The sequence below is a fragment of the Paenibacillus auburnensis genome (genome assembly GCF_927798115.1).
Classification (GTDB): Bacteria; Bacillota; Bacilli; order Paenibacillales; family Paenibacillaceae; genus Paenibacillus_AQ; species Paenibacillus_AQ auburnensis.
Map to the genome: position 1 here is coordinate 146,851 of NZ_CAKMMG010000008.1, position 25,447 is coordinate 172,297.

Annotated in this window: 24 protein-coding genes; 7 read left to right on the top strand and 17 right to left on the bottom strand. The window is 53.0% G+C overall.

The features are described from left to right. Positions 1–325 precede the first annotated feature (325 nt). Together L6H70_RS22210 and L6H70_RS22215 are read left to right on the top strand one after the other, a co-directional pair. Positions 326–1,618: a glycosyltransferase family 4 protein gene (locus L6H70_RS22210; protein WP_236336333.1), complete on the top strand. Its 1,293-nt coding sequence runs from the start codon at positions 326–328 to the stop codon at positions 1,616–1,618. Positions 1,619–1,856: 238 nt separating this feature from the next. After that, positions 1,857–2,579, top strand: coding sequence for a DsbA family oxidoreductase (locus tag L6H70_RS22215; RefSeq protein ID WP_236336335.1), 723 nt, complete (start codon positions 1,857–1,859; stop codon positions 2,577–2,579). A gap of 87 nt (positions 2,580–2,666) precedes the next feature. Here the strand turns inward: L6H70_RS22215 and L6H70_RS22220 are convergent, their stop codons facing one another. The 9 genes from L6H70_RS22220 to L6H70_RS22260 form a co-directional block, all read right to left on the bottom strand. Beyond that, positions 2,667–4,247 carry an oleate hydratase gene (locus L6H70_RS22220; RefSeq protein ID WP_236336337.1) on the bottom strand — a complete coding sequence of 527 codons (1,581 nt, stop codon included), beginning with the start codon at positions 4,245–4,247 and terminating at the stop codon, positions 2,667–2,669. Between the two features lie 166 nt (positions 4,248–4,413). Continuing rightward, positions 4,414–4,983 carry a TetR-like C-terminal domain-containing protein gene (locus L6H70_RS22225; RefSeq protein WP_236336338.1) on the bottom strand — a complete coding sequence of 190 codons (570 nt, stop codon included), beginning with the start codon at positions 4,981–4,983 and terminating at the stop codon, positions 4,414–4,416. A gap of 62 nt (positions 4,984–5,045) precedes the next feature. Further along, positions 5,046–5,441, bottom strand: coding sequence for a hypothetical protein (locus L6H70_RS22230; protein WP_236336339.1), 396 nt, complete (start codon positions 5,439–5,441; stop codon positions 5,046–5,048). A gap of 26 nt (positions 5,442–5,467) precedes the next feature. Further along, positions 5,468–5,983 carry a hypothetical protein gene (locus L6H70_RS22235; protein WP_236336340.1) on the bottom strand — a complete coding sequence of 172 codons (516 nt, stop codon included), beginning with the start codon at positions 5,981–5,983 and terminating at the stop codon, positions 5,468–5,470. Positions 5,984–6,170: 187 nt separating this feature from the next. Next, entirely contained in the window at positions 6,171–7,202 is a 1,032-nt protein-coding gene (locus L6H70_RS22240; RefSeq protein WP_236336341.1) for an RluA family pseudouridine synthase, read from the bottom strand. Positions 7,203–7,306: 104 nt separating this feature from the next. Continuing rightward, positions 7,307–7,492, bottom strand: coding sequence for a CLC_0170 family protein (locus L6H70_RS22245; RefSeq protein WP_236336342.1), 186 nt, complete (start codon positions 7,490–7,492; stop codon positions 7,307–7,309). A gap of 28 nt (positions 7,493–7,520) precedes the next feature. Continuing rightward, positions 7,521–8,741 carry a Ger(x)C family spore germination protein gene (locus L6H70_RS22250; RefSeq protein WP_279306785.1) on the bottom strand — a complete coding sequence of 407 codons (1,221 nt, stop codon included), beginning with the start codon at positions 8,739–8,741 and terminating at the stop codon, positions 7,521–7,523. Next, positions 8,738–9,838, bottom strand: coding sequence for a GerAB/ArcD/ProY family transporter (locus tag L6H70_RS22255; RefSeq protein WP_236336344.1), 1,101 nt, complete (start codon positions 9,836–9,838; stop codon positions 8,738–8,740). Before L6H70_RS22255 ends, L6H70_RS22250 begins: the two co-directional genes overlap by 4 nt. Then, the gene (locus L6H70_RS22260) at positions 9,786–11,402 is read right to left on the bottom strand and encodes a spore germination protein (RefSeq protein ID WP_423802871.1); all 1,617 of its coding nucleotides are present in this window, start codon (positions 11,400–11,402) and stop codon (positions 9,786–9,788) included. The genes L6H70_RS22255 and L6H70_RS22260 overlap by 53 nt, the downstream gene beginning before the upstream one ends. Before the next feature lie 284 nt (positions 11,403–11,686). On the opposite strand from L6H70_RS22260, the gene recQ reads away from it, so the two are divergent. The 3 genes from recQ (at position 11,687) to L6H70_RS22275 (ending at position 16,913) form a co-directional block, all read left to right on the top strand. Beyond that, the gene (recQ, locus tag L6H70_RS22265) at positions 11,687–13,522 is read left to right on the top strand and encodes a DNA helicase RecQ (protein ID WP_236336345.1); all 1,836 of its coding nucleotides are present in this window, start codon (positions 11,687–11,689) and stop codon (positions 13,520–13,522) included. A gap of 15 nt (positions 13,523–13,537) precedes the next feature. Further along, on the top strand, positions 13,538–15,433 hold the full coding sequence (locus L6H70_RS22270; RefSeq protein ID WP_236336347.1) for a B12-binding domain-containing radical SAM protein: 1,896 nt from the start codon (positions 13,538–13,540) through the stop codon (positions 15,431–15,433). Positions 15,434–15,821: 388 nt separating this feature from the next. After that, on the top strand, positions 15,822–16,913 hold the full coding sequence (locus tag L6H70_RS22275) for a nucleotidyltransferase family protein (protein WP_236336348.1): 1,092 nt from the start codon (positions 15,822–15,824) through the stop codon (positions 16,911–16,913). Positions 16,914–16,924: 11 nt separating this feature from the next. Here L6H70_RS22275 and L6H70_RS22280 read toward each other — a convergent pair whose 3' ends face one another. From L6H70_RS22280 to mnmL, 6 genes are all read right to left on the bottom strand, one after another. After that, a complete protein-coding gene (locus L6H70_RS22280) occupies positions 16,925–17,782 on the bottom strand; it encodes a class I SAM-dependent methyltransferase (RefSeq protein ID WP_236336349.1) in 858 nt (285 codons plus the stop codon). A 178-nt stretch (positions 17,783–17,960) separates the two neighbouring features. Further along, positions 17,961–18,923: an alpha/beta fold hydrolase gene (locus tag L6H70_RS22285; RefSeq protein WP_236336350.1), complete on the bottom strand. Its 963-nt coding sequence runs from the start codon at positions 18,921–18,923 to the stop codon at positions 17,961–17,963. Between the two features lie 88 nt (positions 18,924–19,011). Next, positions 19,012–19,980 carry a type I phosphomannose isomerase catalytic subunit gene (locus tag L6H70_RS22290; protein WP_236336351.1) on the bottom strand — a complete coding sequence of 323 codons (969 nt, stop codon included), beginning with the start codon at positions 19,978–19,980 and terminating at the stop codon, positions 19,012–19,014. A 39-nt stretch (positions 19,981–20,019) separates the two neighbouring features. Continuing rightward, positions 20,020–20,412, bottom strand: a complete 393-nt coding sequence (locus L6H70_RS22295) for a VOC family protein (RefSeq protein ID WP_236336352.1) — start codon at positions 20,410–20,412, stop codon at positions 20,020–20,022. Then, on the bottom strand, positions 20,413–21,018 hold the full coding sequence (gene mnmM, locus L6H70_RS22300; RefSeq protein WP_236336353.1) for a tRNA 5-(aminomethyl)-2-thiouridylate-methyltransferase MnmM: 606 nt from the start codon (positions 21,016–21,018) through the stop codon (positions 20,413–20,415). It abuts the gene before it with no gap. After that, complete coding sequence (gene mnmL, locus L6H70_RS22305) at positions 21,018–21,971, bottom strand: tRNA modification radical SAM protein MnmL/YtqA (RefSeq protein ID WP_279306786.1); 954 nt, start codon at positions 21,969–21,971, stop codon at positions 21,018–21,020. The genes mnmM and mnmL overlap by 1 nt, the downstream gene beginning before the upstream one ends. Positions 21,972–22,322: 351 nt before the next feature. On the opposite strand from mnmL, the gene L6H70_RS22310 reads away from it, so the two are divergent. Continuing rightward, the gene (locus tag L6H70_RS22310; protein ID WP_054939336.1) at positions 22,323–22,505 is read left to right on the top strand and encodes a hypothetical protein; all 183 of its coding nucleotides are present in this window, start codon (positions 22,323–22,325) and stop codon (positions 22,503–22,505) included. Positions 22,506–22,713: 208 nt separating this feature from the next. After that, positions 22,714–23,430 carry a tRNA (guanosine(46)-N7)-methyltransferase TrmB gene (trmB, locus tag L6H70_RS22315; RefSeq protein WP_054939337.1) on the top strand — a complete coding sequence of 239 codons (717 nt, stop codon included), beginning with the start codon at positions 22,714–22,716 and terminating at the stop codon, positions 23,428–23,430. A gap of 111 nt (positions 23,431–23,541) precedes the next feature. Here trmB and L6H70_RS22320 read toward each other — a convergent pair whose 3' ends face one another. Both L6H70_RS22320 and L6H70_RS22325 read right to left on the bottom strand, forming a co-directional pair. Continuing rightward, entirely contained in the window at positions 23,542–24,657 is a 1,116-nt protein-coding gene (locus L6H70_RS22320) for an MGDG synthase family glycosyltransferase (protein ID WP_236336354.1), read from the bottom strand. Positions 24,658–24,715: 58 nt separating this feature from the next. Further along, entirely contained in the window at positions 24,716–25,243 is a 528-nt protein-coding gene (locus L6H70_RS22325; protein WP_236336356.1) for a phosphatase PAP2 family protein, read from the bottom strand. Positions 25,244–25,447: the final 204 nt, after the last annotated feature.

The following is a 25,447-nucleotide window of genomic DNA, read 5'->3' on the forward strand; positions in this document are numbered from 1 at the left end:
ACGCCTGAATCGTCCGCCTCATTAGATAATAAGAAATCCACCGAAAATTCATGTTAATACCAGTGTACCCCCCCTTAGGAAGGCCGTATATACCACTTTCGTTTACTTTTTTTTATAGCGTTTACCATTATAATTAGTAGGAAATAAGTTGCAGTTATTTTTATGAAATATGAACTAGTTGGACAAAACCTGGGCCTAGGCCAGTTTTGCCGCAGTAATTCATAGCAGTATATCCTAACAAAACTTAAGTGCATGCTTTCGAAGCTAGTTTTGCCGCAGTAATTCATAGCAGTATATCCTAACAAAACTTTAAGGAGGAGACGTTATGCATGTCGGGATCTTTATGCATACCAATTACTTTGAAGATTTCTTCGTAAAAGGCCTGGGTCTTACGGAAGAGGAATATGTACAGTCGTATCATAACGATTTTTCTTTCGACTATGCCCGTCTCTTGAATAGAAAAGGCATCCAAACCACCATCTATAATTTCACACGGACCGGGGATAAAGTCCGCACATACCGTCACGGCATTGTGGATTGTACGATCAAGTTCATTCCGGTAGGCCTGCTCTACAGGTCCTATTGTCTGATTCCGCTGTCGCACCGTACGCCGATCGGTAAATTCATTTCACAATATGTATCGACCATTCAAAAAGATCTGGCTGACATTCTGCGCGGAGACGGGATCAGCCTCATTTATGCCCAGGAGTATGCCTCCGGAAGGTTTGAACGGCTGGCGGTAACCGCCAAGCAGCTGGGGATTCCAATTGTCGCAGCCTACCACGGGGGAAGTATTCATAAGTGGATCATGCCGATCAAGAAGCATACGCTGCACAAGGCTGCGTTCCTGACCACACTTAATGAAGATGAGCAGAAGAGCATGGTGGATCATTTTCCGGCGATGGCGGACCGGATCCGGCTGCTGCCCAATTTTGTGAACGCAGAGATTTTTTACCGGCGGGATAAGCAGCGGGCCCTTGCAGCACTGGGTTTGAATCCGGAGAACCGCTATATCATCACTGTGGGCCGGCTGTTTGAGCACCAGAAAGGCCATTCGTTACTCGTTCAGGCAGCAGAGCAGCTGAGGCATATCCCAGATCTTAAGATCCTGATCGCCGGCGGCGGGCCGGATGAGCAGAGCCTGAAGGCGCTGATCCGCGAAAAAGGTCTGCAGGATACATTCATCCTTCTCGGTACAGTAAGGGATAAAAATGTACTGGCCAACTACTATACGGCCTCCGAGATGTTTGTTCTGCCCTCGCGATATGAGGGGCTGCCGCTGGTCATTCTGGAGGCTGGTGCCTGCGGACTGCCAACGGTCGGATTTAACGTAATGGGGGTAAGAGGATTAGTGAAGCAAGGACTAAGCGGTCTGCTCACCGATGGACTTGATCCGGCCGGGCTGGCCTCCTCTATTGAAACCCTGCTCGGCAATCCACAGTTATGCGCGGAGATGGGTGAAGCTGCCCAGGAGATTGTCCGGTCTGACTATTCAGAGGAGATCGTCGGGGCAAGATTGCATAAACTGCTGCACGAGAGCCTGGGGCTGGACCCGGCAGAAGCGGAAAAGCTGGCCGCCGTTACACCTCCGGATCTGGGCCCGCCTGTTCAGCTCTAATCCTATCTATTCCCCGTGCAAAACGCGCCGCATATTAGGGCATACTGTTCGTTCAGACAACTGACGCAGCAGGCTGCCCTTTTTGTTGTTGGGAATTGTGTGGACTCCCGCAGATATTGTTTGTAATTTTCAGTTTATAACTATATAATTGTAAGTGACATATTTTTTGTTAATGAATCTGATGTCACTCACAAGTAAGTCTTTACTCAAGATACCTGACTATTAGGAGGAAATCACAATGAGAATAGATGTATGGTCTGACTATGCCTGCCCCTTCTGCTACATCGGCAAAAGACGGCTGGAGCACGCGCTGAGCCAATTCGCAGATCGTGACAAGGTGGAGGTTGTGTTCCGCAGCTTCCAGCTGGATCCGTCTGCACGGACGGATGAAACCAGAGATATCCATGACATGCTGGCTTCCAAGTATGGAATGACCCGCGACAAAGCTCAGGCAATGAATGCCCAGCTGGCGGAACAGGCCAGTGGCGTCGGTCTGCAGTTCAACTTTGATACAGTGGTGCCAACCAATACCTTTGACGCTCACCGTTTGAATCATTATGCAGCTACCAAAGGCAAAGCCAAAGAAATGACCGAACGTCTGCTTAAAGCGTACTTTACCGATTCTGTGAATATTGGGGACCGCAAAGTTCTGGCCCTTCTTGCATCAGAGGCGGGACTCGATGCAGCGGAAGCTTCGGCGGTGCTGGAAAACGGTGCTTATGCAGATGAAGTGAACCAGGATATCGCAGCGGCTCAGCAGTTAAACGTCACCGGCGTGCCGTTCTTCGTCTTCAATAATAAATATGCTGTATCCGGCGCCCAGCCTGGCCCGGTATTCACTGAGGTACTCGACACCGTGTGGGCCGAGGAGCAGAAGGCGCCGCAGTTGCAGGTTGTAGGACAGCCCAAGTCCCAGGCTCCCGATGCTGAGGGCTGCGATGACGGCTCCTGCAGCATCTGATCCTGCGGATAGATGCCTAGCTCAAACTTGAAGAAAGCCCGTTCTCCAATCGCTGGAGAGCGGGCTTTTTGGCGATGCTGTATCCTTCTATCTAAAAGAAGTCACCAGACCTGAAAGAAGTGTCCGCACATCATATTGATACTGGTTGATCGGTTCAACCGGGCGGTTAACACCCATCAGAGTATAGACGGCGATGCGCGCTGCTCTTACGGAGTACTCCTCGGTGAATACGACATCGTCCGGGATCTCGCAGAACTGGCTGATGAACGCCAGGTTAGTGGAGCCTTCAGGTACAACTTTCGGCCGGTCGCTGTTCAGCCGCGGCATGAACTGGGAAGTGATATATGGCATCATGCAAGGAATACAGTTGGCAGTGTCCATAATTTCGTCCTTGTGTGCTTCAAAATGCAGATGGCCGATCAGCTCCTGCATAATTTCTTCCCCGGTACAGTCGCACATTCTTTTCTTGACGAAATCGCCGACATTGTCCGGATACAGCCCGTAGCCCCAGAACACTTTGACATGTTCCGGCTGTCCCCGGAAATGCGGCTGGAAGGCCAGCACCACCGACATGAACCAGCTGGAATCCTTGAAGGTGACCAGTGCGCCGGTGCCGGCACGATTACGGGTGAATTTCTCCATCAGGTCGAAGAAGTCGGAATCCTGGAAGGTTACCGTGAAGGACTCCCATTTGGATTCATCGACATGATCATCGAAGGCAGAGGGATTACCGAGTCCCGGTTTCTTGGCGGCGATGTTCTCCCACAGCTTCCATGAGCTGCCTTTGCCGTTGAGGCGGGGAGCGGAGGTCATCGATCCCAGGCTGGAGCCTTCGGTCATCGATCCGTTGGTGACAATGACGAGGTCGCCTTCCTGCACCTCAATAATATCCGGTACACCCTGGCGGGACACGTTCATCCCAGTAACCGTAATACCGTCGCCGTCCTTGAACTGCAGATCGGTTACGGTACATTTCAAGGTGAAGTCTACACCGAATGGCTCCAGGTACTTGTGCAGCGGCAGGATAATGGAGTCATATTGGTTGTACGGCGTGCGGGTTACCCCTTCCAGGGTTTGAATTCTCGGGAATTCATGCATGAAGCGGAGCATGTACCGTTTGAACTCGACCGCACTGTGCCACGGCTGGAAGGCGAAGGTGGTGGCCCACATGTACCAGAAGTTTGTCTTGAAAAAGTGCGGGCCGAACCAGTCGTTGATCCGCGCCTTGCCCATGGCTTCTTCCGGCGTAATGATCAGCTTGCCCATCGCCAGCCGGTCCGCCATATCGAAGCCCATAGACATTACATCCTGCACTTCGCCTTTGCTGTCGACCAGACGCGCATTGGAATGAGTCGGGTTAGCGGTGTCAAAGGCAATGATTTCTTCACGCACCGATTGTCCCGGATGGTCAATGGACGGAATTGTATTTAAAAGCTCCCATAGATTCTCGTAAGCTTCATCATTAAGCATCCGTCCGCCGCGGATAACATATCCGTGCTCCACGTCGCCTGCCCCGTCATTGCTGCCGCCGAGGATTTTCATCTCTTCAATAATGTGAATGTTCTGTCCGGGAAAATCACAGTCTCTGACGAGATAAACCGCACCTGCAAGGGATGCAATTCCACCGCCGACAAAATAAACCTGCTGGTTACCGTACTCTTTTTTCACAAAAGTCGCCTCCATAGGGTTGCTGATTACTGTTACTCTGTTGCTGTCCCTAATGTAATACACGGGTAGCACATAAGGTATAATCAAAACCGCCGGAGTGTAAGGATTTTGGTCATTTGGCAGAAAGTGTCTAGTTTTTAGACAAAAAAAGCCGCGCAACCCAAGGTTACGTCAGCTTCTTCTCGTATTTATGGAGCGCTCTGGTGAAGTTGCCCTCAATCAGCACGCTGAGCTGTTCAATGATATGTTTCGGCTGATCCTTCATGCCTCCGCGCATCCACTGAATGACAAGCCCGGTAAAGGCCAGGGTATAGAAGTTGGCAATAAACCGCTTTTCCTCACTACTGACCTCCATTCCGGCTGACAGCTCTTGAATCACACCCATCACGAGGTCGTTCGTCACATCATACAGATAGGCGTCCAGATGGGTTCTGCCAAGCGAATCCAGTGTGTTGTAGCAGAAGGCTTTGTTGCTCTCGATATAACAGAAGATCCGGTAAAATCCGTCTGTCCATGTGCTGTAGCTGCGGTACTTGGCAATGCTCTCCACCGCTTCTGTCCGGTAAATCCAGCCCAAGAGCTCGAAGATATCCTGAAAATGATAATAAAAGGTCTGACGGTTCAGCCCGCAATCGTCGACCAGATGCCTGACGGTAATTTTGTTCAGCGGGGTGTGCTCCATCAGCTGTTTTAACGAATGGGCAAGCGCATTTTTGGTCAGAAAGGAAGTGGACACGGCTTTTGATCACCTCATCTTGTAGTCCTGTAACAGACGCTAATGCAGTAAAAAAGGCGGGTTTACACCTGACGCCGGCGTTTGATCAGCAGATATACACCTTCCGCAGCCAGACCTAGGACGAATCCTCCCAGCATAAACATTCCGAAGGACAGAAATCCCGCCAGATCCTCCCAGCCGGACATATCCCTGTACGTATAGCTGGCCATTACAACAAACCCGATAAAAATTCCAGCCGTTGAGCAGATCCAGAGCAGCCGGGCACCCAGCCAGCCCAAAAGATGGATCACTCCGGAAACGACCAGGGCCAGCAGGGCAAAACGAAGGGCAATCAGCGCATTAAACGGTTCTTCCAGCAGCAGAAAACGGTGCAGAATCAGCAGCAGCCAGAGCAGGACTCCGTAAACGGCCATCCAGCGGAACCATGAATTGCTTTTGACAGGCGGCAGGAGGTTCATGGCTAAAGGTTCACCCCATTCTTAGTTTATACCCCTTCCAGCTCTTCTGCGCTTTGCAGCAGATATTTCAGCAGGTCGGGAATATCTTCCATTTGCGCTTCGGTAATTTGACGGTTGAACGTCAGTTGAATACAGTTGTGGTAAGTATCGCCTTCTTCACCATAACAGAAGCTGAGTGATTGCTCAGGCTTCAGATCAGGCCCCCAGATGCCGGAGAGAATGCGTTCAATCGCCGGACACTGAAGCGATACATCTTCAATTTCCATATAAAAGCGGAGCAGGAGACTGCAGCCGGGATCGCTGCCCGGGGTTTCCAGGATTTCATCGCTCAAATCCTTCACCGACGAGAGGAGCACAACCTCAGAAGTGACTTTGAAGCCGCCGCTCAGTTTGAACGACAATGTGAATTCCCTGGACATCAGCGCCAGATTGAGCAAGTCGGTTCGGTCCGTGATGATGAGGATTCCATCCAGATTGTCATAATCGTACAGCTGGTTCTCAAGGGAAACTTTAATATTGTCAAAAACAGTAGGATGGAACAAGTGCGCACCTTCTCGGCATTTCTCTTTATTGTACCATGACGCAAAAAGGAGTGAAAATGTTCCCTAATTTGATTTATTCTATAAGGCGAGACAGAATATATTATTTTAGCCCATACAGGCAAGGGGTGCCCAAGCAGCGCAGCTGCAGGAACACCCCTTGTTTTTGTGATTGTTAAAGTCCATAACGCTAGTTCGTCGGTGCAGGTGCGGTGTACTTCAGGAACGTTTTTGGAATTGGGCTCTCGAAGGTCAGCAGGTCTCCGGTTGTCGGGTGAATGAAAGAGAGGACACGGGCATGCAGGCCCAGCCGGCCGACCGCCTTGGTTTCTGCACCGTATTTCTTGTCTCCGGCAATGGGATGGCCGATGTCCGCCAGATGTACGCGGATCTGATTTTTGCGCCCGGTTTCCAACCGTACTTCCAGTAGTGAGAAATGGCGGTTCGCCTGGATCAGCTTATAATGGGTCACGGCATGCTGGCCGTCGCCCTCGTGGGGGCTGGAATACATTTTGAGCGTGGAGGTTTCTTTCAGCCAGGAGCTGATTGTGCCTTCAGCTTTTTTTACTGCACCTTCCACGAGTGCCACATAGGAGCGTTCCTTCACTGTATCCTTCCAGGTATTTTGCAGCTTCTGTTGAATCTGCTCGCTTTTGGCAAACATCATGACGCCGGAGGTGTCGCGGTCCAGCCGGTGCACTACAAAAATGCGGTTGCGCGGATTTGTAAGGCGGACATGCTCCATCAGCTGGCGGTATGCCGTCTGTTCATTTTCTTCACCCGTGGCGATTGACAGCAGTCCTGCATCCTTCTGGATCACAATCAGATCATCATCCTCATGGACGATAGTCAGCCCGACCATCTCTTTGGCCTGTACTTGCTTCTCCAGATCGATGGCTACCGTCTGACCAGGGTGGAGCTGGAAGTTATGCTGGGTAACGGCTTTGCCGTTCACCGATACTTGTCCGCGGGCCAGCAGCGATTTAATGGAATTGCGCCCGCGGTTCGTAAGGGTCTTCAGCAGAAAAGGGAGCAGCTCGGCAGGCTCAGCTACGGCGTAGGTTTTGACTGGAACCGGTGTTTTCGCTTTAGCGGCTTGGCCAAGCTTGCCGGCGGGTTTATTAGAATGGCTTCTTTCACCTGGTTTAGATTGTGATGGGGAGGAGGCTCCGGGTTTAGCGCCACGCTTGGACGCCTCTTTGGGATTTCTTCTCGTGTTCATGCATACATTCTCCGTCCTATAATAGAGTACTCCTCAATATACCATGGGCCGTGAAGAAATACTATGGAGCGGGTGGCACATGGGCTTCCCGGCAGAAGGAGGTACTACAGATAAATCAGCAGACCGGCCAAGATCAGCAAAGCTGCAACGGCGTAGCTCCAGCCCAGGATGGACGTAAACCTTTGTTCCCGGGTCCAGCCACTTGTCCTGTAGATATTCCGGTCCACAGCCAGCAGCACCAGCGCAGCAAACAGCAGAACCATAATGCTCCAGGCTAATAATCGGATCATCGATTTTCCCCCTTTGAAGGGCTTTATTTTACCTGTCTTTCAGTCCCACCCGCCGCAAATGCATATGCAGCTTAGCCTCCACCTGAATCCCGCCATAGATTTCTTCCCAGTCCTTTTTCTCGTGAATATGCTGCTTCCAGTACTGCGGGTGGCGGGCCCGGATGATTTCACCCATCCCGAAAATATCGGAATGATCAACCTGGGTGTGCCGGATCAGAGCACTGACAACACCCTGTGCCTGCTGATTGAACTCCAGCTCGATCTCATGCAGGGCAGCAGAAGAATTGACTGGCTGTTTGCTATCAAAGTGCTCCTCCAAATCCCCTTCCAAAAAAAGCTCATACACAAGACAAGGTTTTCCGTTTTGAATGGTACTGGATACTTTTGTAAAGCGACGGTTGGTTTTGATCATCACGATGCCCATGTTTTTGGTGGTGAACAAGGTCGAATAGCCGCCTGGGTCTATTCCCTGGACCGCCATGAATGCGCCGATTTCCAGCGGCTTCGTGGTGTTGACCATTTGATTGCCACTAAAATAAGCCAAGCCGTTAATGAGAATGTTCTCTTTGTTACGCAGTGCTACATAAGGCAGATAGGCGCTTTGTCCCCATTTCGAATCTGCAGACCAGAACGTGCCGAGAAAATCTCGGGGGAATTTCCCGGTGATCACAGCTTTTTCCATCATGGACAGGATATAAAGAGTAGGCACCCTCTGCAAAGGAGGATCTACGTCCATGAATACTGAAGCTTTGCCCTCAGAGACCAGCAGCCAGGTTCTCCGCCTGATCTCGGGATTGCGCCGCAGATAATCATTCAGCTCTCCCATCCTTCCCCGGGCAATCTCCTCGCTGATGATGATCACCCGCAGATGCACGAGATAACGGGGGTCGGCGATCTGCTGTTGCAGATTATTCATCGCATCATCCAGCGTGTGGCCCACCACGGTAACCACCCAGACCGGGCTTGTCTTGGAGCCGCCGCTTGAACTCCCGCTCCCCGGACCCAGTGGTACACGGCCCGGGACGGCGATTTGTGCAGTTACAGTGATGAATTCTTTCGGCAGACTATCTTCGTTCAGATGAGTGACCTTCTCCTCCTGTGCCGCCTGTTCCGGAGAAGCAGCATCAATGGACAGTCCAAGCACCAGTGCGCGGTCCTCAATTTCAACCTGATCCCAGCAGCCTGCCAGAAGCAATGATGACATGATTAACACTGCAATTGTTAAGAGAAACCTCCGGATCAGCTTCATCCTGACGCTCCTTTCTTCCGGAACCGGCGGAACAGGAACAGAGCCCACAGCAGAGCTACATATCCGGTCAATACCACGAGAGAAACATTCCCCAAGGTGAGCGACCAGGTATAGGTCTCGAAAACATTAGAAGGCAGCATGGCAGTGATAAAGACCAGAGGCAGAAGCACGGTAGAGGTGCTCCGCTGATCCTGGAAGTTACACAAATTCTGCAGCAGGACGGCTGCTAAATAATAGGTGGTGTACACAGTGGTGTAGACCGAAATGACCCACAGGACGATAAACAGTGCATCCAGCCGTTCCAGAAACCCTTCGCCCACGGCTGCGGAGCGGGCGGATTCAAGGGTCGGATAGATTAGCAGCTTGGTCTCTTCCGAGCCGAACAGTCCTACTGAAGCTATGACGATCAGCAGATAGAGGAGGCCGGCAACGGCAATCCCGAGTGCGCCTGCACGTACTGCCTGTTTCGGTTTTTGCATATACGGAACCAGCAGGATGATCACAAAAGAGCTCTGAAACAGGTAGCTGGCTTCCCGGGCGCCTCTCCAAAACGAAACCGAGGGCATCGTCAGCACCGGCTGCAGATTCAGCAAGTCGATATTTCGCATGGAAATCAGCGTGATCAGAACAGTCGGGCCGATAATCAGCGGCAGATAGAAAAAATGGATATAGGAAAACTTGATGATACTCCTTCTGGCCGACAGCTGGCAGATCAGCAGCATAAGGAAGATCGTGGCTTCAATTGGCGTTTTCTTGTACAGCACGGTGGTAGCTACATCTCCGAACTGGCGCAAGGTAAGACCGGTGAGCAGGGTGAAGATCAGAAAAATCAGCAAAGTGAATACGAATGCGAGCGGGCCCCCGAGCAAGCGCCGGCTGAAGACAAACAGCGGCTCCCGGGGAAAGCGCCGGCACAGTGAAGCCAGCAGCCAGAAGGTGATGAAAGAAATAACGATGCCGCAGAAGGCAACAAAGGGAGCACTGCTGCCTCCGGCAATAGCCATATACCGGGGAAAGCTCAGAATCCCTACACCGATAATTGTGCTACTGATCACGGCTGCCGCTCGCAGCGTTGTGATCTGCCTTGGAGTGTTCATCCGCTTCACCTCCCTGCTGAAGAATCTGGTCTGCATAGGCTCCCGGAGTGGAAGCGGGAAGTCTGGAGCTGTCCTGAATGTGCAGAAAGCTGGGACGGCGGCGCATCCACCATAAAGGCACCCTCACGAGCGTGTCCTTCCAGTCGCGCCATTTACCGGGAATAAACGGGGACATATAAGGCACACCGAAGGATTCCAGAAACAACAGATGGTTGATGATCAGGATCGTGCCGATCATGCCCCCGTACATGCCGAACATCCCGGCCAGAATAATCAGCGGAAACCTCAGCATCCGCAGCGCTATCGCGGCGTTGTAGGCCGGAGTAGCGAAGGACCCGATAGTTGTGAGTGCAACAATGACGACAGTGATCGGACTGGCCAGCCCGGCAGCTACTGCAGCTTGGCCGATGACGAGTACACCCACTATGGACAAGGCTCCACCGATCATCTGCGGCAGGCGGATGGTCGCTTCCCGCAGCACCTCCATCGACACCTCCATAATCAGCACCTCAATCACCGCGGGGAAGGGAACGCCTGCCCGGCCCCCTGAGATTGCGACGGCGAAATCGGTGGGCATCAGCTCCGGATTGAAGGAAATCACGGAGACATATATGGCAGGGAAGAACAGCGAGAACGATAATGCGACCAGCCGGATCAGCCGGATCAGGCTGCCCATAATAAACCGCTCGGTGTAGTCATCGACGGTCTGGAAAAACTGGTTGAACAGGGCGGGGACCACAAGGGCAAACGGTGAGCCGTCAACAAGTATCGCCACCCGCCCTTCAAGAAGCGCAGCCACCGTTTTGTCTGGCCGCTCCGTACTCTGTACCTGAGGGAAGGGGGAGAGGGGCTGATCTTCAATAAACTGCTCGATATATCCGGCATCAATAATACTGTCTGTATCAATAATTGAGATTCTGTGCATAGCTTCGGCTACAAGCTGCGGATCGGCTACGCTGTCTAAGTAGCATAGGGCCACCCGTGACTGGGTCCGGGTTCCGAGCGGGCTGATCTCGATGCGGAAATCCGTACTTTGCAGCCGGTAGCGCAGAAGTGCGAGGTTGTTTTCCAGCTTTTCCACATAGCCTTCCCGCGGTCCGCGGATCACCTGCTCCGTTTGCGGCTGTTCTACACCGCGCATGTCAATCTGCCGCATATCAAGCAGGAGAGCCTCATTCACTCCCTCAATCAGCAGGACCAGCTCACCCTTAACGATGGCGGGCGGCAGGAAAGAGATTAACTGTTCCGTAGTTCCCTGTGTTACTTGAACGGCCGTATTCCAGATATAATGAACCATATCCGCAAGGTTGTCCGTAAAGCCGGGATGCCCGGAAGGCCGGGCCATCAGCGGCTTCAGGATATGCTCCTGAATTTGCTCCTGGCTGACCATCGAGGAGAAGAAGACCATCGAGGCCTGGTATTTTCCGAATAGCAGAAAATCACGGACCACCAGGTCGCCGCTTTGACCCAGTAGGTTCAGCAAAGACTTCAGATTGCCTGTCAGGCTATGGCTTAGGCTGTCAGTGCCGGGAGCGGAAGGGGGGCAGGACTGCTGCTTTTGCACATATGAAGCATACTTTTCTTTCCAAGCTTCCAGATCGGCCGCCTCCTTAGACTGACAGTTTAGAAGATCACTATAAAGTGTTGCTTGGAACGGCTTTTTTTATGTAAATAGAATATGGAACCCGCAAAGAGAATAAGCTCATTTCTCCTTCCCGCGGTTGCTCAATACCCGGTTGCCCGGTAAACTAAAGAAAGAAACATGTGTATGCTTCCGAAGCTAGTTTTGTTGCGAAGCGTTTCCTTTAGAAGCATATGTCAACAAAACTTTTAGGAGTTATGATAGAGATGAAGATGCAAGCACCTACTATGGAACAGGCGCAGGCTGAACTGCAAAAATATTACGGTTATCCCGATTTCCGGGATGGCCAGAAAAAAATCGTGCAGCATTTGCTGGAAGGCGGCGATACACTGGGTATCATGCCGACCGGCGGAGGCAAATCGATCTGCTATCAGGTTCCGGCGCTGTTGATGCCGGGGCTGACGCTGGTCATTTCACCACTGATTTCACTGATGAAGGATCAGGTGGACGCCCTTACAACAGCTGGGATCCCGGCTGCCTATATCAATAGCACCCTGAGCGGCAAAGAAGTGAATGAACGGATCCGCGCCGCGCGCCGGGGCGAGCTGAAGCTGCTGTATGTTGCGCCGGAGCGGCTGGAGCTGGACTGGTTCCGCCTGGAGATGGCAGGCTTGTCCATTTCCTGCGTCGCTGTGGATGAAGCGCACTGCGTCTCGCAGTGGGGGCATGATTTCCGTACCAGCTATCTTGCGGTATCGCCGTTTGTAGAGGAGCTGCCGCAGCGTCCGATTCTCGCCGCCTTTACGGCAACGGCAACGCCTGAGGTCATGGAGGATATGGTCCGGCTGCTGCGTCTGCGCCAGCCGGGAGTGTTCATGACGGGCCTTGGCCGGGACAATCTGGCGATGTCGGTGCTGCGCGGAGAGAACAAACGCGAGTTTGTACTCGATTATACTGCCAGCCACTCCCACCAGCCGGGGATTGTATATGCTGCAACCCGCAAGGAGGTCGACGACCTGTACCAGAGGCTGCAGGCCTCGGGAATCGCCGCCGGACGCTATCATGCCGGAATGAGCGACCAAGAGCGGGCGGACAGCCAGGAGAAGTTCCTTTATGATGATATCCGGGTCATGGTTGCGACCAATGCCTTCGGGATGGGGATCGACAAATCCAACGTGCGTTATGTCATCCACTACAATATGCCAAAGAATATGGAGGCATATGTCCAGGAGGCCGGACGTGCCGGCCGGGACGGGGAGCCGAGTGAATGTATCCTGCTGTTCAGCGCACAGGACATTATGACACAAAAGTTCCTGATTGAGCAGAATCCGCAGGACCCTGAACGCAAAGCCAATGAATACCGCAAGCTTCAGCAGATGATTGATTACTGCTACACCACCCGCTGTCTGCGCAGTGCGCAGCTGGAGTATTTCGGTGAGGACCACGGGGACAAGCCCTGCGGCATTTGCAGCTCCTGCACGGATGAGCGTGAACTGGTGGATATGACCGTGGATGCGCAGAAGATTTTCTCCTGCATCCACCGGATGCGCGAACGGTACGGCGTGGCGCTGGTTGCTTCCGTGCTGAAGGGTTCACGTAACCAGAAGGTCCTGCAGTACGGCTTCGAGAAGCTGCCGACTCATGGTGCGATGTCCAGCAGGACGGAGAAAGAGATTACCGAGAGCATCAATGTGCTGATCTCGGAAGGTTATCTGGCGCTGTCGGAAGGCCAATATCCGGTCGTGCGGCTGCAGCCGCTGGCGGCCGAGGTGCTTCGCGGCCAGCGTGAGGTGATGCAGAGGGTGGCCCGTCCGCTGCTTACCGGAGGTGCCGGCTCAGGACGGAGCCGCAGCCGGAACTACGATCTTTCGCCGTCTGCGGTCAACGAGACGGTGTTTGAGCAGCTGCGCCTGATCCGCCGCGAGCTGGCGGGGCGCGAGCATGTGCCGTCCTATATTATTTTTAATGACGCAACCCTGCGTGAGATGAGCGTGGTTTGTCCGCAGACCGAAGCGGAAATGCTGAGGGTTAAGGGTGTCGGTGAAGTGAAATACCGGAAATACGGCAAGCCGTTTCTGGAGTTTTTTCAAAATGAAATGTAAAGAAGGTAATAAGGCATGAGAATCGTCCTGGCTACATTAAATGCCAAGTATATCCATACCTCACTCGCAATCCGCCTGCTTAAGGCATACAGTGAGCATGAGTTTCCGGATATTCTGATGGCAGAATACACTATCAAAGATCCCGTGATGAATATCGTGTCTGACCTCTTTCAGAAGAAGCCGGATGTCATCGGCTTTTCCTGTTATATATGGAACATCGAGGAGACGATCAAGCTGGTCGGTATCCTCAAGCAGGTGCTGCCCGAGGTGGCGATTGTACTAGGGGGGCCGGAGGTTTCGTACGAACCGCTCTATTGGATGAAGCGTGAGGCAGGTGTGGATTTTGTCGTGAATGGGGACGGGGAGGAGACCTTCCACCATCTGCTGCAGGAGCTGCGGGATGACCGCAAGTTCCATTTTGTCTACGGGGCTGCCTATCGCAAAGGCGAGGAGCTGATTGTCAATCCGCCGCGTCCCAAGAGCGACCTTAACACCCTGCCTACACCGCACCGGTTTGCAGAGGATCTGCCGGATCTCAGCAAGCGGATCGTCTATTTTGAGACCAGCCGGGGCTGTCCGTTCAATTGCCAGTTCTGTCTGTCTAGCATCGAGGTAGGCGTGCGTTACTACGATATTGAACGGGTGAAGTCCGATCTGCTCTATCTGATCAATAACGGGGCGAAGGTCATTAAGTTCCTGGACCGCACCTTCAACATCAACCGCAGCTATGCGATGGAGATGTTCCAGTTTCTGATCGACAACCATAAGGGCTGTGTGTTCCAGTTCGAGATTACGGCGGACATCATGCGTCCTGAAGTGCTGGATTTTCTCGCCGAGAATGCACCTCCGGGCATCTTCCGGTTCGAGATTGGTGTACAGTCAACCAATGACGAGACCAATGAGCTGGTCAAACGCCGCCAGAATTTCGCAAAGCTGTCCCGTACAGTGATGAAAATCAAAGCCAGCGGCAACATCGACCAGCATCTCGATCTTATTGCCGGACTGCCGCAGGAGGATTACGCCACCTTCCGCAAAACCTTCAACGATGTATTCGCTATGGAGCCGGAGGAGCTGCAGCTCGGTTTCCTCAAAATGCTGCGTGGAACAGGCCTGCGCGCCCAGGCGGCCAAATACGACTACACGTATATGGAGCATGCGCCTTATGAGATTCTCAGCAGCCATGTCATGCCTTTCTCCGATATTATCCGGCTGAAGCGGCTGGAGGATGTGCTGGAGAAATACTGGAATAGCCACCGGCTTGATCATACTGTGAAATATCTGATCCGCCATGTGTTCCAGTCACCGTTTGATTTCTTCCAGGCGTTTGGCGATTATTGGGAGGAGCGGGGCTGGCAAAAAATCGGCCACCAGCTGGAGGATCTGTTTACACGGCTGCATGCGTTCCTGACCGACAGCGGTACACCTTCTATGGATATCATTACCGGGCTGATGAAGCTGGATTATTTCCTGGGACACAAGTACAAGCCGCGCAAAATCTGGTGGGACCATGCACTGGACAAAGCGGACTGGGCGCGTCATATGAAGGAGATAGCTGCTCATCCGGAGCGGGTATCCTTAGCATTGGCCGAAGCGGGGTTCAACGAGCGGGAGCTGCAGAAGTTCACAGTGCTGGAAGTGCTGCCGTTCCATCTGGGAACGGTACTCGATTCGATCAGCGGATTGCGTGCGGATGCGGTTGAATCGGTTGAAGCCATTGAGGCCGGTGCTGGTGCGGTTGCTCCCGAGCTTAAGGCCGGATCCGCTGTGGAAGCAGTTGCTGCAGCAGGCAGTGGAGCATCTGCAGCCGTGGCTGAGGCCCTCCCGGAAGCAGGAGGAAGCACTCTGCTCATCGTGCTGTACCAGCAGGATGAGAGCCAGCGCGCGCAGTATTACACCCTGCCGTTAAATTAATAATCAGTGGCACTCAGCACTGCTGAATCGGAGGTAGGTGAATCTGATCCGGTTGACCGTTTGCCCGGTGAAATTTTTAATCCCTGCCCATTTCAGCACGATGAGCTGCATAGATAACGACTGTTTTGCGGGATGGAGACATAATAATGGGAATTCCTCCATTTAAATTTCTCTTGGCGGGACGAAGATGAAGCTGAGTTGGAATTTCTCCCGTTAATTTTCCCCTTATGGCTCAAAATCAGCGTTTTAGGGGGAATTAGCTGGAGGTTTTCCAACTAATGTGCGATCTCATGCGAAAACGGAAGTTTTAAGTGGAGATTTTCCCACTAGGACATCCCTCATATACGCTTTAAATATATAATTGCAAGAAGCAAGGAGAGGTGCGGCGGTGGGAGAGGCCGGGCAGATTTCACTGGTTTTGTATGAAGAGAACTTCAAGGAGCAGCTTATGGCGTTTCAGCTTCCCACGGAGCAGGCGGAATTTACCGCATTGCCGTCAGAGACATTGGACGCTGCGTTAAGTGATCCGGACAAGCTTGCAGTAGTCATTGCAGAGGATGGTCAAGCCGCGGGATTTTTTATCCTGCATACGGGTAATCATATCGCCGAGTTCTACAAGGATTACCAGGGGGCAGTACTGGTACGGGCTTTCCTGGTGGATTATGCCAGACAGGGCCGGGGGATCGCCAAGGCTGCCATGGCTTTGCTGCCAGCCTTTGTCCGCACTCATCTTCCGGCAGTACAGGAAATCGTGCTTACCGTCAACGAGCGGAATCTTCCTGCGGGTCATCTCTACCTCGGCGCCGGATTTCGTGACCACGGGCTGCGCCGGACCGGGAGTAAAGGGCCGCAGAAGGTTCTGCAGTATGAGCTTAGCCTGCCGCAAGACAACCCGGATGAGGAAACTGTGCTCCGCGAGCGCCTGACCGGGATTTTCTCCCGGAGCGTGCTGCTGATGGAAGTGTTCCACAAGGCCCGGTTACTGGAGCCGTTTCCTTATTATATCGGAGCAGGCTGTCTGGTGCAGACCGTATGGAATGAGCTTACCGGCCGGGATCCGGATTACGGCATCGGGGATATCGATCTTATCTATTTTGATCCGGATGATCTGAGCTTTGCAGCAGAGGATCATCTTATTGCTAAGGGCCGGGAGTGCTTTTCGGGGATTGCTATACCGGTGGATATTAAGAATCAGGCCCGCGTCCATCTCTGGTATGAGGATAAGTTCGGAGTCAGGCTTCAGCCTTATTCCAGTCTGGAGGCTGCCATCGACAGCTGGCCGACAACGGTGACTGCGCTTGGGGCCAGGCTGGACGGGAACGGAGAGTGGCATATCTACGCCCCGTTCGGCCTGAAGGATTTGTTCAATCTGATCTTAAGACCGAATAAGGTGCTGATCAGTGAACAGATTTACCGGAGCAAGACAATGAAATGGCAAAAGAAATGGCCGGAGCTGCAGATCATGCCTTGGGAAGACTAGCTCCCTGCCTGCTACTTCCGGGCAATCGCCAGCATATGCGGACTCATTCCCAGTAAGCTCTCTTGTTCTTCAACAAGGGAGCTTATTTGCATGAGCGCTTCCCGGCTGCCGGGGTCATTCCACTTTTCACTGAATGCCGGCACAATCCAGACTGGTCCTTCGACAGCAGCAGTAGACAGATGGGTGAGGCCGGCATCGGTCAACTCGCCTTTTAATTCCGAGGGCAGATGAAAGAAAGCCCTTGAGATGAAATGCGGATATTCCTCAGGACGGATATGCTGTCCTTCGGTAAGTTCCCGTCTGATCATCCCGAAGAATACCGAATCATCGATGAACTCATTCTTTGCGCCAAAAACGGACAGCCCCCATAACGTGGAGCTGAATCTTGAGATCCCCGCAGCAATCAGGATTCCGCCCGGTTTGAGCACTCTTGCAGCTTCGCGGATCGCGGCAATCCGCTCCTCCCTGGCCGTCAGATGATAGAGCGGTCCCATGAGCAGCACAAGGTCGGCGCTCTCATCCGGCCGAAGCAGCTGACGGGCATCCGCAACCTCGATGCTGTGGAGTGGGAAGGTATTCTCCTCTTGTTGCAGATTTCTGGCGTATTCTATAGCAGAGGGAGACAGCTCCAGCAGATGGACCTCATGACCCAGCTCTGCCAGCCACCGGGAGTAGACACCGGTGCCGCCCCCGACATCATAGATTACCTGTTTGTTCCCGCTAAGGTATCTGGAGATGATGACTTTGCTGCGTTCCCATTCGATGACACCTATACCCCGCGTGAGGCGGTCCTTTTCGGTTCCGGCATTGTAATATTCGAGGATTTGTTCGAGATCCTGTTCCGTACCCCTGTTCCCTGAGTAACTCATTTCCACATTCCTCCTTATGCTGGATGGATTGTACAGCCGGGCTGAGCAGATGTCTATAACATTTCTCAGGCATACCGCCTCGGATGAAGCTTTGCTATGCTCAGCCCAAAAAGACAGGACATCCCGTGAATAGCGGATGCCCTGTCTTTTGTAAATAATCTATAGGTTTGAGTTGTCTTTAGTTTGCAGCCGGCTGTAGCAGCAGGGACTCGGCCGGAAGATGGCGGACCAGCCAATCCAGCACATCGGCAGTGACCTCATCGTGGTTGACTTCGTTCAGCATTTCATGCCGGCCTTCCGGGTAAAGACGGTACTCTACATCGCTTAGCCCGTGGTCCTTATATATAGCAGCCAGGCGAAGCACACCTTGCCCGTTCATGCCTACAGGATCTTTGGCTCCTGAGAATAGAAATACCGGCTTATCTTTACATAACGTAAGCAGCGTTTCCCGGGAATGAATATCGCGCAGCAGCCGGAAAAAATCACGGAAGAAGCGGGTGGTACAGATCGCCCCGCAGAACGGATCGGCAATGAACCGGTCCACCTCCTGTGGATCACTGCTCAGCCAGTCGAACGCAGTCCGGATTGGAGTGAAGTTGCGGTTATAGGGACCAAATACCATGCCGTTAATCAGTACACTGCGGTGGTGCGCCCCTTGCAGTCTGAGCTGCATGGCCGCCAGGGATTCAGCAGCCCGCAGCATGCTGCGGGGGCCGTTAGTGCCGCTCAGAATGAAACCGGAGTACACTTCGCTGCCTGGCTCGCACATCAGCTTCTGGGTTAGAAAGGAGCCCATGCTGTGAGCGAGCAGGAAGAGCGGCAGGCCTTCATGCCGGGATTGCACAATGCCTGCAAGCTGCAGCATATCGCGCCGCATCCAGTAGAAGCCGTTCTCGCCGGTATCGCCTAGCAGATTCACCTTGCCTGCCGTTTTGCCGTGCCCGCGGTGATCGTTGGCATAGACCGCATACCCGGCCGCCGTCAATGCCGAGGCGAACCGGGCATAACGTGCAGCCGTCTCACACATGCCGTGGGCAATCTGCACTACCCCCCTGACCGGAGCCTCCGGTTCAGGCAGCCATTCATAGACATGGATATTGACACCGAGAGGATCGGTCATCGTAAAACTGTTTTCCCTCATCGCCTGTCCTCCTGAAAGTAACCTAGTTTTGTGAGCAACGCCGTACAAAACCAACTGCTGCTATAGTCTATTCACGGGATGGATTGCTTTATGGCAAATAAGAACGGAGCACCGTGGAGCGGCCTTCGATGCCATAAGCTCCGAGGGTGGACGGTAGCAGGTAGCATTCTCCTGCGGCATAAGGCTGGGAGCCGCCTTCCCATGTCAGATGTCCGCTGCCTTCGCAGATGACCAGGATAGTGAAGCTGTCCGGGGTGGTAGACAGGTTCCACTCTCCGTTTACAACCCCTTTTTCAACGATGAAATAAGGGGAGGAGGCGATTTGCAGCCATTCTCCTGGAACTGCACTATCTGTCTTCATCGAAGTGGCTCCAGCCCCTTCATAAGCGGTAACGTTGAGCGAATCTTCGATATGCAGCTCGCGCGGCTTGCCGTCAAGACCGGGACGGTCGTAGTCGTAAATCCGGTATGTAGTATCCGAATTCTGTTGGATTTCCGCTACAACAACTCCGGCGCAGAGCGCATGGACCGTGCCGGCGGGAATGTAGAATGCATCGCCTGCGGAGACTGTGATTTCCTGCATGCTGTCCATCACTGTGCCGTTTTCCAGCGCGGCACGAAGGCTTTCGCGGGTGACATTTTCTTTCAGGCCGTAGATGATTTTGGCATCAGGCTTAGCATCCAGCACATACCACATTTCTGTTTTGCCGAGCTCACCCTTAGGCAATCCTTCATAATCATCTGTAGGATGCACCTGTACGGACAGATTGTCGTTGCAGTCCAGCAGCTTAATCAGCAGCGGGAACCGTCCGCCTGCTTCGGGGATGCCTTTGCTTCCGAACCATTCCTGTCCGAACTGCTCACGGATCTGGTCGAGGCCTTGTCCGGCCAATTCGCCGTTTACAACGGAAGAGACGCCGTTCGGATGATCGGCGATCATCCAGCCTTCGCCAATATGGCCCTCAGGCAGGTTAAGGCCGAATTTCTCCAGGGCCCGGCCGCCCCACACGCGTTCTTTGAACTCCGGTTGAAACTTAAGTGGATATGGTTTTGTCATCACAGTATCTTCCTCTCCATTTTTGATAATGCTCTTTCTCTAATTACTGCGGGTAGACTCGAAGAACTCCAGCTTTTCACCGTCAGGCCCGTCAAAAAAGAAATAACGGCTGCCGTTCGCCAGTGTGCTGATTTCTGTCAGGCCAGGAAGCTTTAGCGCGGCAATCCGGCTATGCTCGGCCTCAATTCCGGTAACGGTAAAAGCGACGTGGCTGACCTTACCTTCATCCGGCAGGCCGGTCCACACCCGTTCGATCAGCTCCACCTCTACGCTGGTCTGTCCGGGGAAGCTCAGGAAGGCCAGCCGCAGCCCGCTACCCGGCTCGCCGATCATATCCTGCAGCGTAAGTCCGATGACTTCCTGGTAGAACGTAAGGGAGTGCTCAAGCTGTGCAACCTTGATGCCGATATGCTCGATCTTGCTTACTGCCATTCAGATATCAGCTCCTTTTTTCTTCTCTACAGCAACAACATACGGGGCGGAGGCCCGCTGCAGCTGGCGGTATATAATGCTCTGCGCCAGCGGCTGGGCGAGTCCCGCCGCCCAGGCTTCGACGGCGGCGGCTTCGCGGTCGCCGCCTTCATGGCCGGGATAGAGCACGGCTGTGATAATGCCGCCCGGGCGCAGCAGCGCCAGGGCGGCATCCAGCGCGGCCAGCGTGCTCTCCGTCTCGGTGATGATGGTCTTATCGGCATCGCCCGAGGGCAGATAGCCGAGATTGAACATCACCGCTGAGACCGTTCCGCGCCATTCCGGCGGAACGGCTTCTGCCATCGCTGCATGGCTGCGATGAAGCAGCGTCACGGGAGACAGCGCTGCCGGCGCTTCCTCCCGGGCCAGCCGCAGGCGCTCTTCCGCGAGCTTCAGCGCCGCAAGCTGAATGTCGAAGCCATACACCCCGCCGCGCGGCCCGGCCGCCCTGGCGAGGACGAGCGTATCCGCACCGGTGCCAACGGTGGCGTCGATGGCTCTGCCGCCGGAGACGAGCCGTTCGGCGGTTAATTTATGAGCAAAGCTAAGGACAGACATAAAGCCCATTAGCTCTTCCTCCAGTACTTACCCTGCCAGCTGTCGCGTGCAACCAGTTCATGGTCGATAGCGTTCAGCACTTCCCACTTTTTCAGGCTCCACAAGGGTCCAATCAGCGACTCGCGCGGCGCATCCCCGGTCAGGCGGTGAACGATCATCTCCGGAGGCAGAATTTCCAGTGAATCCACGATGAGCTTCACATATTCGTCCTGCTCCAGGAAGCGCAGCAGGCCGGCTTCGTATTGCTTGACCATCGGGGTTTTGCGCATGAGATGCAGCAGATGTATCTTGATTCCCTGCACATCCATGCCTGCAACCGCCGAGACGGTCTCCAGCATCATTTCGTGGGTTTCCTGCGGTAGCCCGTGGATGATGTGGGTGCAGACCCGGATACCATGGGCACGCAGCTTTGCAACAGCTTCGATATAACACTGGGTATCATGCGCCCGGTTGATCAGCTCCGAGGTGGAGTTATGGATCGTCTGCAGGCCCATTTCTATCCAGAGATACGTACGCTGGTTAAGCTCAGCGAGATACTCGACGACATCATCCGGCAGGCAGTCGGGGCGTGTCGCAATGGACAAGCCGACTACACCGGGCTGCTGCAGAATAACCTCATAATATTCTCTCAGCTCGTCAACCGGAGCATACGTATTGGTGTAAGCCTGGAAGTAGCCGATGTATTTGGCGTTCGGCCATTTGAGATGCTGGCGGTCGCGCACATCATTGAACTGGGTGACCAGATCATCCCGGCGGCTGCCGGCGAAGTCGCCGGAGCCTCTGGCGCTGCAGAAGGTGCAGCCGCCTTTGGCGATCGAGCCGTCACGGTTCGGACAGGTAAAGCCCGCATCGAGCATAACCTTGAAGACTTTCGTGTCCATGTGCTCGCGCATTTCGTAGTTCCACGTATGGAAACGTTTATCTCCCCAAAGCAGCGGAGAGGGGGTCTGTAAAAGGCTCACAGGTGAAGCTCCTTTCGTACATATAAGAACATTTATTTTGAGGGCCGAAGGATGGTGGTTTCAGCCGGCATAATCCTTATATTTTCACTGAGAAAGACGGATTTCCGTAAAGGGACGTACAGCCAGTTCTTTCTAACCCGTCTATTGTATCAAAAATCAGCGTATAGCGTAACATTAGCAGCTGGAAAATAGGTGAAAAATAGGCTATTTATTTACCAAGATTACCTTGTTAATGCTTACACGATATGTTATATTTAAATTGTAAAAAAGCTGATGCACCAACTAAAATTTCATTTTTGAATTCATACTTTCGTGTCGTCCCGCCCATACTAAACTTAAGAGGTGATCACGATGAATTCTCAAACGGCATATGCCGAAGGAAAAGGCTCGATTGATGTACAGTTGACTCCCGATGAGGCGCTTGCACTTACCGGTGTTGAATTTAATGGCAATCACAAGATCAAGACCGAAGCGCAGCGTAAGATCAGAAACGCTTTCGAGAAGAAATTTGATTTTGATACTCCGTCAAGGTAGACTATGAACTGTTGAAAAGTGGACCCCAATTCCAAATACAACAAAAAAGGGATTCTCCAGCGGCCGTTTCCTGCCCTCCGGAGAATTCCTTTTTCCTATTTTGCCTTAAATCCCTTTACTTTTGCGGACAAGTTCGGCACAATATTTCAAGTGATGGATTAGAGTTCATATTTATAAGTAATGTATTAGAGACAAGCGGAGGAATATTATGCGTTTACGCGGAAGAAAAGGAATACGTGAAAGCCTGGAGGAACAAACCGACCTGGTGATCCTTGATCCACGCAGCCTCAAGGGCCGCTGGTCAGAGTTGTTCGGCAACGACCACCCGATCCATGTGGAGTTCGGAATGGGTAAGGGGCAGTTTATCAGTCAAATGAGCTTCAAATATCCCGATATTAATTTTATCGGCGTCGATATGTACGATGAGCTGATCCGCCGTGCGGCAGAGAAGGCCAGACTGGTATGGGAACCGGCCGGGCAGGAGACGCCGCCTAACCTGAAGGTTGCCCTTGCGAATATCAACTATGCCGAGGAAGTTTTTGCCCCTGGGGAGCTGGAACGCATCTATTTAAATTTTAGTGATCCCTGGCCGAAGAGCAAGCATGCCCGCCGCCGCCTGACCCACCCGCGTTTTCTTGACAAATACCGCGGACTGCTCAGCCCGCTGGGTGAAATTCACCTGAAGACGGATTCGCGCAGCCTGTTTGAATTCTCACTGAATGCTTTTGCCGATTACGGCCTGCAGATGAAAAATATTTCCTTGGATCTGCATGCAGACGGCATCATTAACGAAGAGCATGTCATGACGGAGTATGAAACCAAATTTTATGGACGCGGTGTCAATATTCAGCGCTGTGAGGCGATTGTCGGCTCAGAGGCACTGGCCCGTTATCAGGCCGGACGCCTGGATAAATACCGGCTGTAGCCTGTGCAATGCCTGTATTTCCAGAATTAACCATAGAAGACGGCATATAAAATGGCAGTCACGGGATTTCCCGGACTGCCATTTTTATATGCCCTCTTGTTCTTGTCTGTCCTATTCGAGCATATCAATAATGCTCTGGGCGCTTTGCAGCGGGTGGAACCTTGCGATATCCTCCAGATGGCTTTTCCGTTTCGCCTGTACATCCCCGTAATTGTAGAGCAGCCGTTCCATCCATTTATCGACGACCTCCAGGGAAGAGATCGGCTCTCCGAGCCCGGCCGACGTAAAATAACGGCAGTTTTCTTCTTCCTGTCCCGGCAGGGGGTGATGGAAGAGCATCGGAATACCTTTGGCCAGCCCTTCGCTGCAGGTCATTCCGCCTGGCTTCGTGACCAGCAGATCGGAGACCTCCATCAGCTTGTCGATCTCACGGGTGAAGCCGATCAGCGAAATGTTAGGATGGCTGTATGTGGGGTCTTTCATCATCTCTCCAAGCAGCTTCTCGTTCTTGCCGAGACAAAAGACAATCTGGACCTTATCGCTCCAGCCGGCAAGTGCCTCATTCACCACCTGGTCATTCATCATGCCCCAGCCCCCGCCCATGACCAGCACAGTCGGCAGATCCTGGAGGCTGAACTGCTCCAGAATTTCTTCGCGTCCCGGGTGCTCCCAGAAGCTCGGGTGTACCGGCATGCCGGTCACCCGGATTTTGGCTGCGGGCACGCTGCGGCGGCGCAGCTTAGACTTTACCTCGGGGGTGGAGACCAGATAGCGGTCCACCTCCGGACTGATCCAACTGGCGTGGGCATCGTAATCGGTTATGACTGTCACGAGCGGTGCCTTGAAGGCCGGGTCCAGCCGTTTTAGGCGTGAGACCACAGCACTAGGGATAAAGTGGGTACAGACGATAATATCGGGCTTTAGCTGCTTCACAATATTTTGTGTATGTGTATAAAATAAGCGGTGCAGGGCAAGCGTGGTAAGACGGTTAAATGATTTCTGGTGACGGTAGACGTAGCCCATCAGCCGGGGCCGGGTGGTTACCGTCTTGCGGTAAGCCGAAACGATCAGGGGCGCCATCTTGGGATTCAAAAAGTTTCCAAGCTCCAGCACCTTCGTTTGTACTCCCGGCGACAATTTACGCAGGCTGCTCGACAGCGCGTACGCTGCCTGTGTATGTCCTGCGCCAAAACCTTCTGACAGTAATAACACTCTTTTTTTGCGCAATGTTTACTTCACCTGTTCCCAAAAATGGTTTTCGCAGGTCAGACTTTTGTAGCAGGCTTCAGATCCATAGAACAACCGTGCCTAGCGCGACGCCGCTGCCGATTACTGCACCTGCCATAACATCAGAGGGATAGTGCAGACCGAGGTAAATCCGGGAGAAGCCGACAATACACGCCAGCGGCAGCAGAATAACGGTAAGGGCAGGATAGGCCGCCATATAAGGAACCGTAGAGGCGAAGATAGCTGTAGTATGGCCTGAAGGAAAAGAATGATCCTTAAGCGGATTATGAAACGTATTCGTTCCCGGCAGCGCCAGATAAGGCCGCATGCGCGGGTATAGCTTCTTGGCCACGGCAACAGGCAGGTGGCTGACGGCCAGGGCTGTCAGTGCCTGAAGTCCTGTTGTTTTGAGCGGCTGGGGAGCAAAGGCCCAGACCAGCAGATTAATGCCGATCGCGCTGGTTGCACCACCCAGATGGGTAAGATAAAAGAGCCAAAAGTTCAGGAATGGGTTATGCAGGCTGCCGTTGATCCATTTGAAAAGGCGGCGTTCCCAGAGAAGTAGTTTCATGAATAATTGTCTCATATCTTGTCCCTCCGATAGTCCGGCTGAGGATAGTAAGCGCTGCTGAAGCTAATTCGGTTTATACCCTAAAGCTGTCTTTATCATACTTTTTTAAGGTAGTCCATTTCAAGGAAAAGCTCAGCGGTGCGCGGAAATTGTCAGTTTTGACTTAAGAACCCCTTACACCGTACAATGATTCAAGCAGGCCGAACGCGTTTAAAAGGT

Bases quoted from the DNA above. Each gene is read 5' to 3' on its own strand.
- L6H70_RS22210 (WP_236336333.1), top strand. From the start codon at position 326: ATGCATGTCGGGATCTTTATGCATACCAATTACTTTGAAGATTTCTTC.
- L6H70_RS22215 (WP_236336335.1), top strand. From the start codon at position 1,857: ATGAGAATAGATGTATGGTCTGACTATGCCTGCCCCTTCTGCTACATC.
- L6H70_RS22230 (WP_236336339.1), bottom strand. From the start codon at position 5,441: ATGAACCTCCTGCCGCCTGTCAAAAGCAATTCATGGTTCCGCTGGATG.
- L6H70_RS22240 (WP_236336341.1), bottom strand. From the start codon at position 7,202: ATGAACACGAGAAGAAATCCCAAAGAGGCGTCCAAGCGTGGCGCTAAA.
- L6H70_RS22245 (WP_236336342.1), bottom strand. From the start codon at position 7,492: ATGATCCGATTATTAGCCTGGAGCATTATGGTTCTGCTGTTTGCTGCG.
- L6H70_RS22250 (WP_279306785.1), bottom strand. From the start codon at position 8,741: ATGAAGCTGATCCGGAGGTTTCTCTTAACAATTGCAGTGTTAATCATG.
- L6H70_RS22255 (WP_236336344.1), bottom strand. From the start codon at position 9,838: ATGAACACTCCAAGGCAGATCACAACGCTGCGAGCGGCAGCCGTGATC.
- recQ (WP_236336345.1), top strand. From the start codon at position 11,687: ATGAAGATGCAAGCACCTACTATGGAACAGGCGCAGGCTGAACTGCAA.
- L6H70_RS22270 (WP_236336347.1), top strand. From the start codon at position 13,538: ATGAGAATCGTCCTGGCTACATTAAATGCCAAGTATATCCATACCTCA.
- L6H70_RS22280 (WP_236336349.1), bottom strand. From the start codon at position 17,782: ATGAGTTACTCAGGGAACAGGGGTACGGAACAGGATCTCGAACAAATC.
- L6H70_RS22285 (WP_236336350.1), bottom strand. From the start codon at position 18,923: ATGAGGGAAAACAGTTTTACGATGACCGATCCTCTCGGTGTCAATATC.
- L6H70_RS22290 (WP_236336351.1), bottom strand. From the start codon at position 19,980: ATGACAAAACCATATCCACTTAAGTTTCAACCGGAGTTCAAAGAACGC.
- L6H70_RS22295 (WP_236336352.1), bottom strand. From the start codon at position 20,412: ATGGCAGTAAGCAAGATCGAGCATATCGGCATCAAGGTTGCACAGCTT.
- mnmM (WP_236336353.1), bottom strand. From the start codon at position 21,018: ATGGGCTTTATGTCTGTCCTTAGCTTTGCTCATAAATTAACCGCCGAA.
- L6H70_RS22310 (WP_054939336.1), top strand. From the start codon at position 22,323: ATGAATTCTCAAACGGCATATGCCGAAGGAAAAGGCTCGATTGATGTA.
- trmB (WP_054939337.1), top strand. From the start codon at position 22,714: ATGCGTTTACGCGGAAGAAAAGGAATACGTGAAAGCCTGGAGGAACAA.
- L6H70_RS22325 (WP_236336356.1), bottom strand. From the start codon at position 25,243: ATGAGACAATTATTCATGAAACTACTTCTCTGGGAACGCCGCCTTTTC.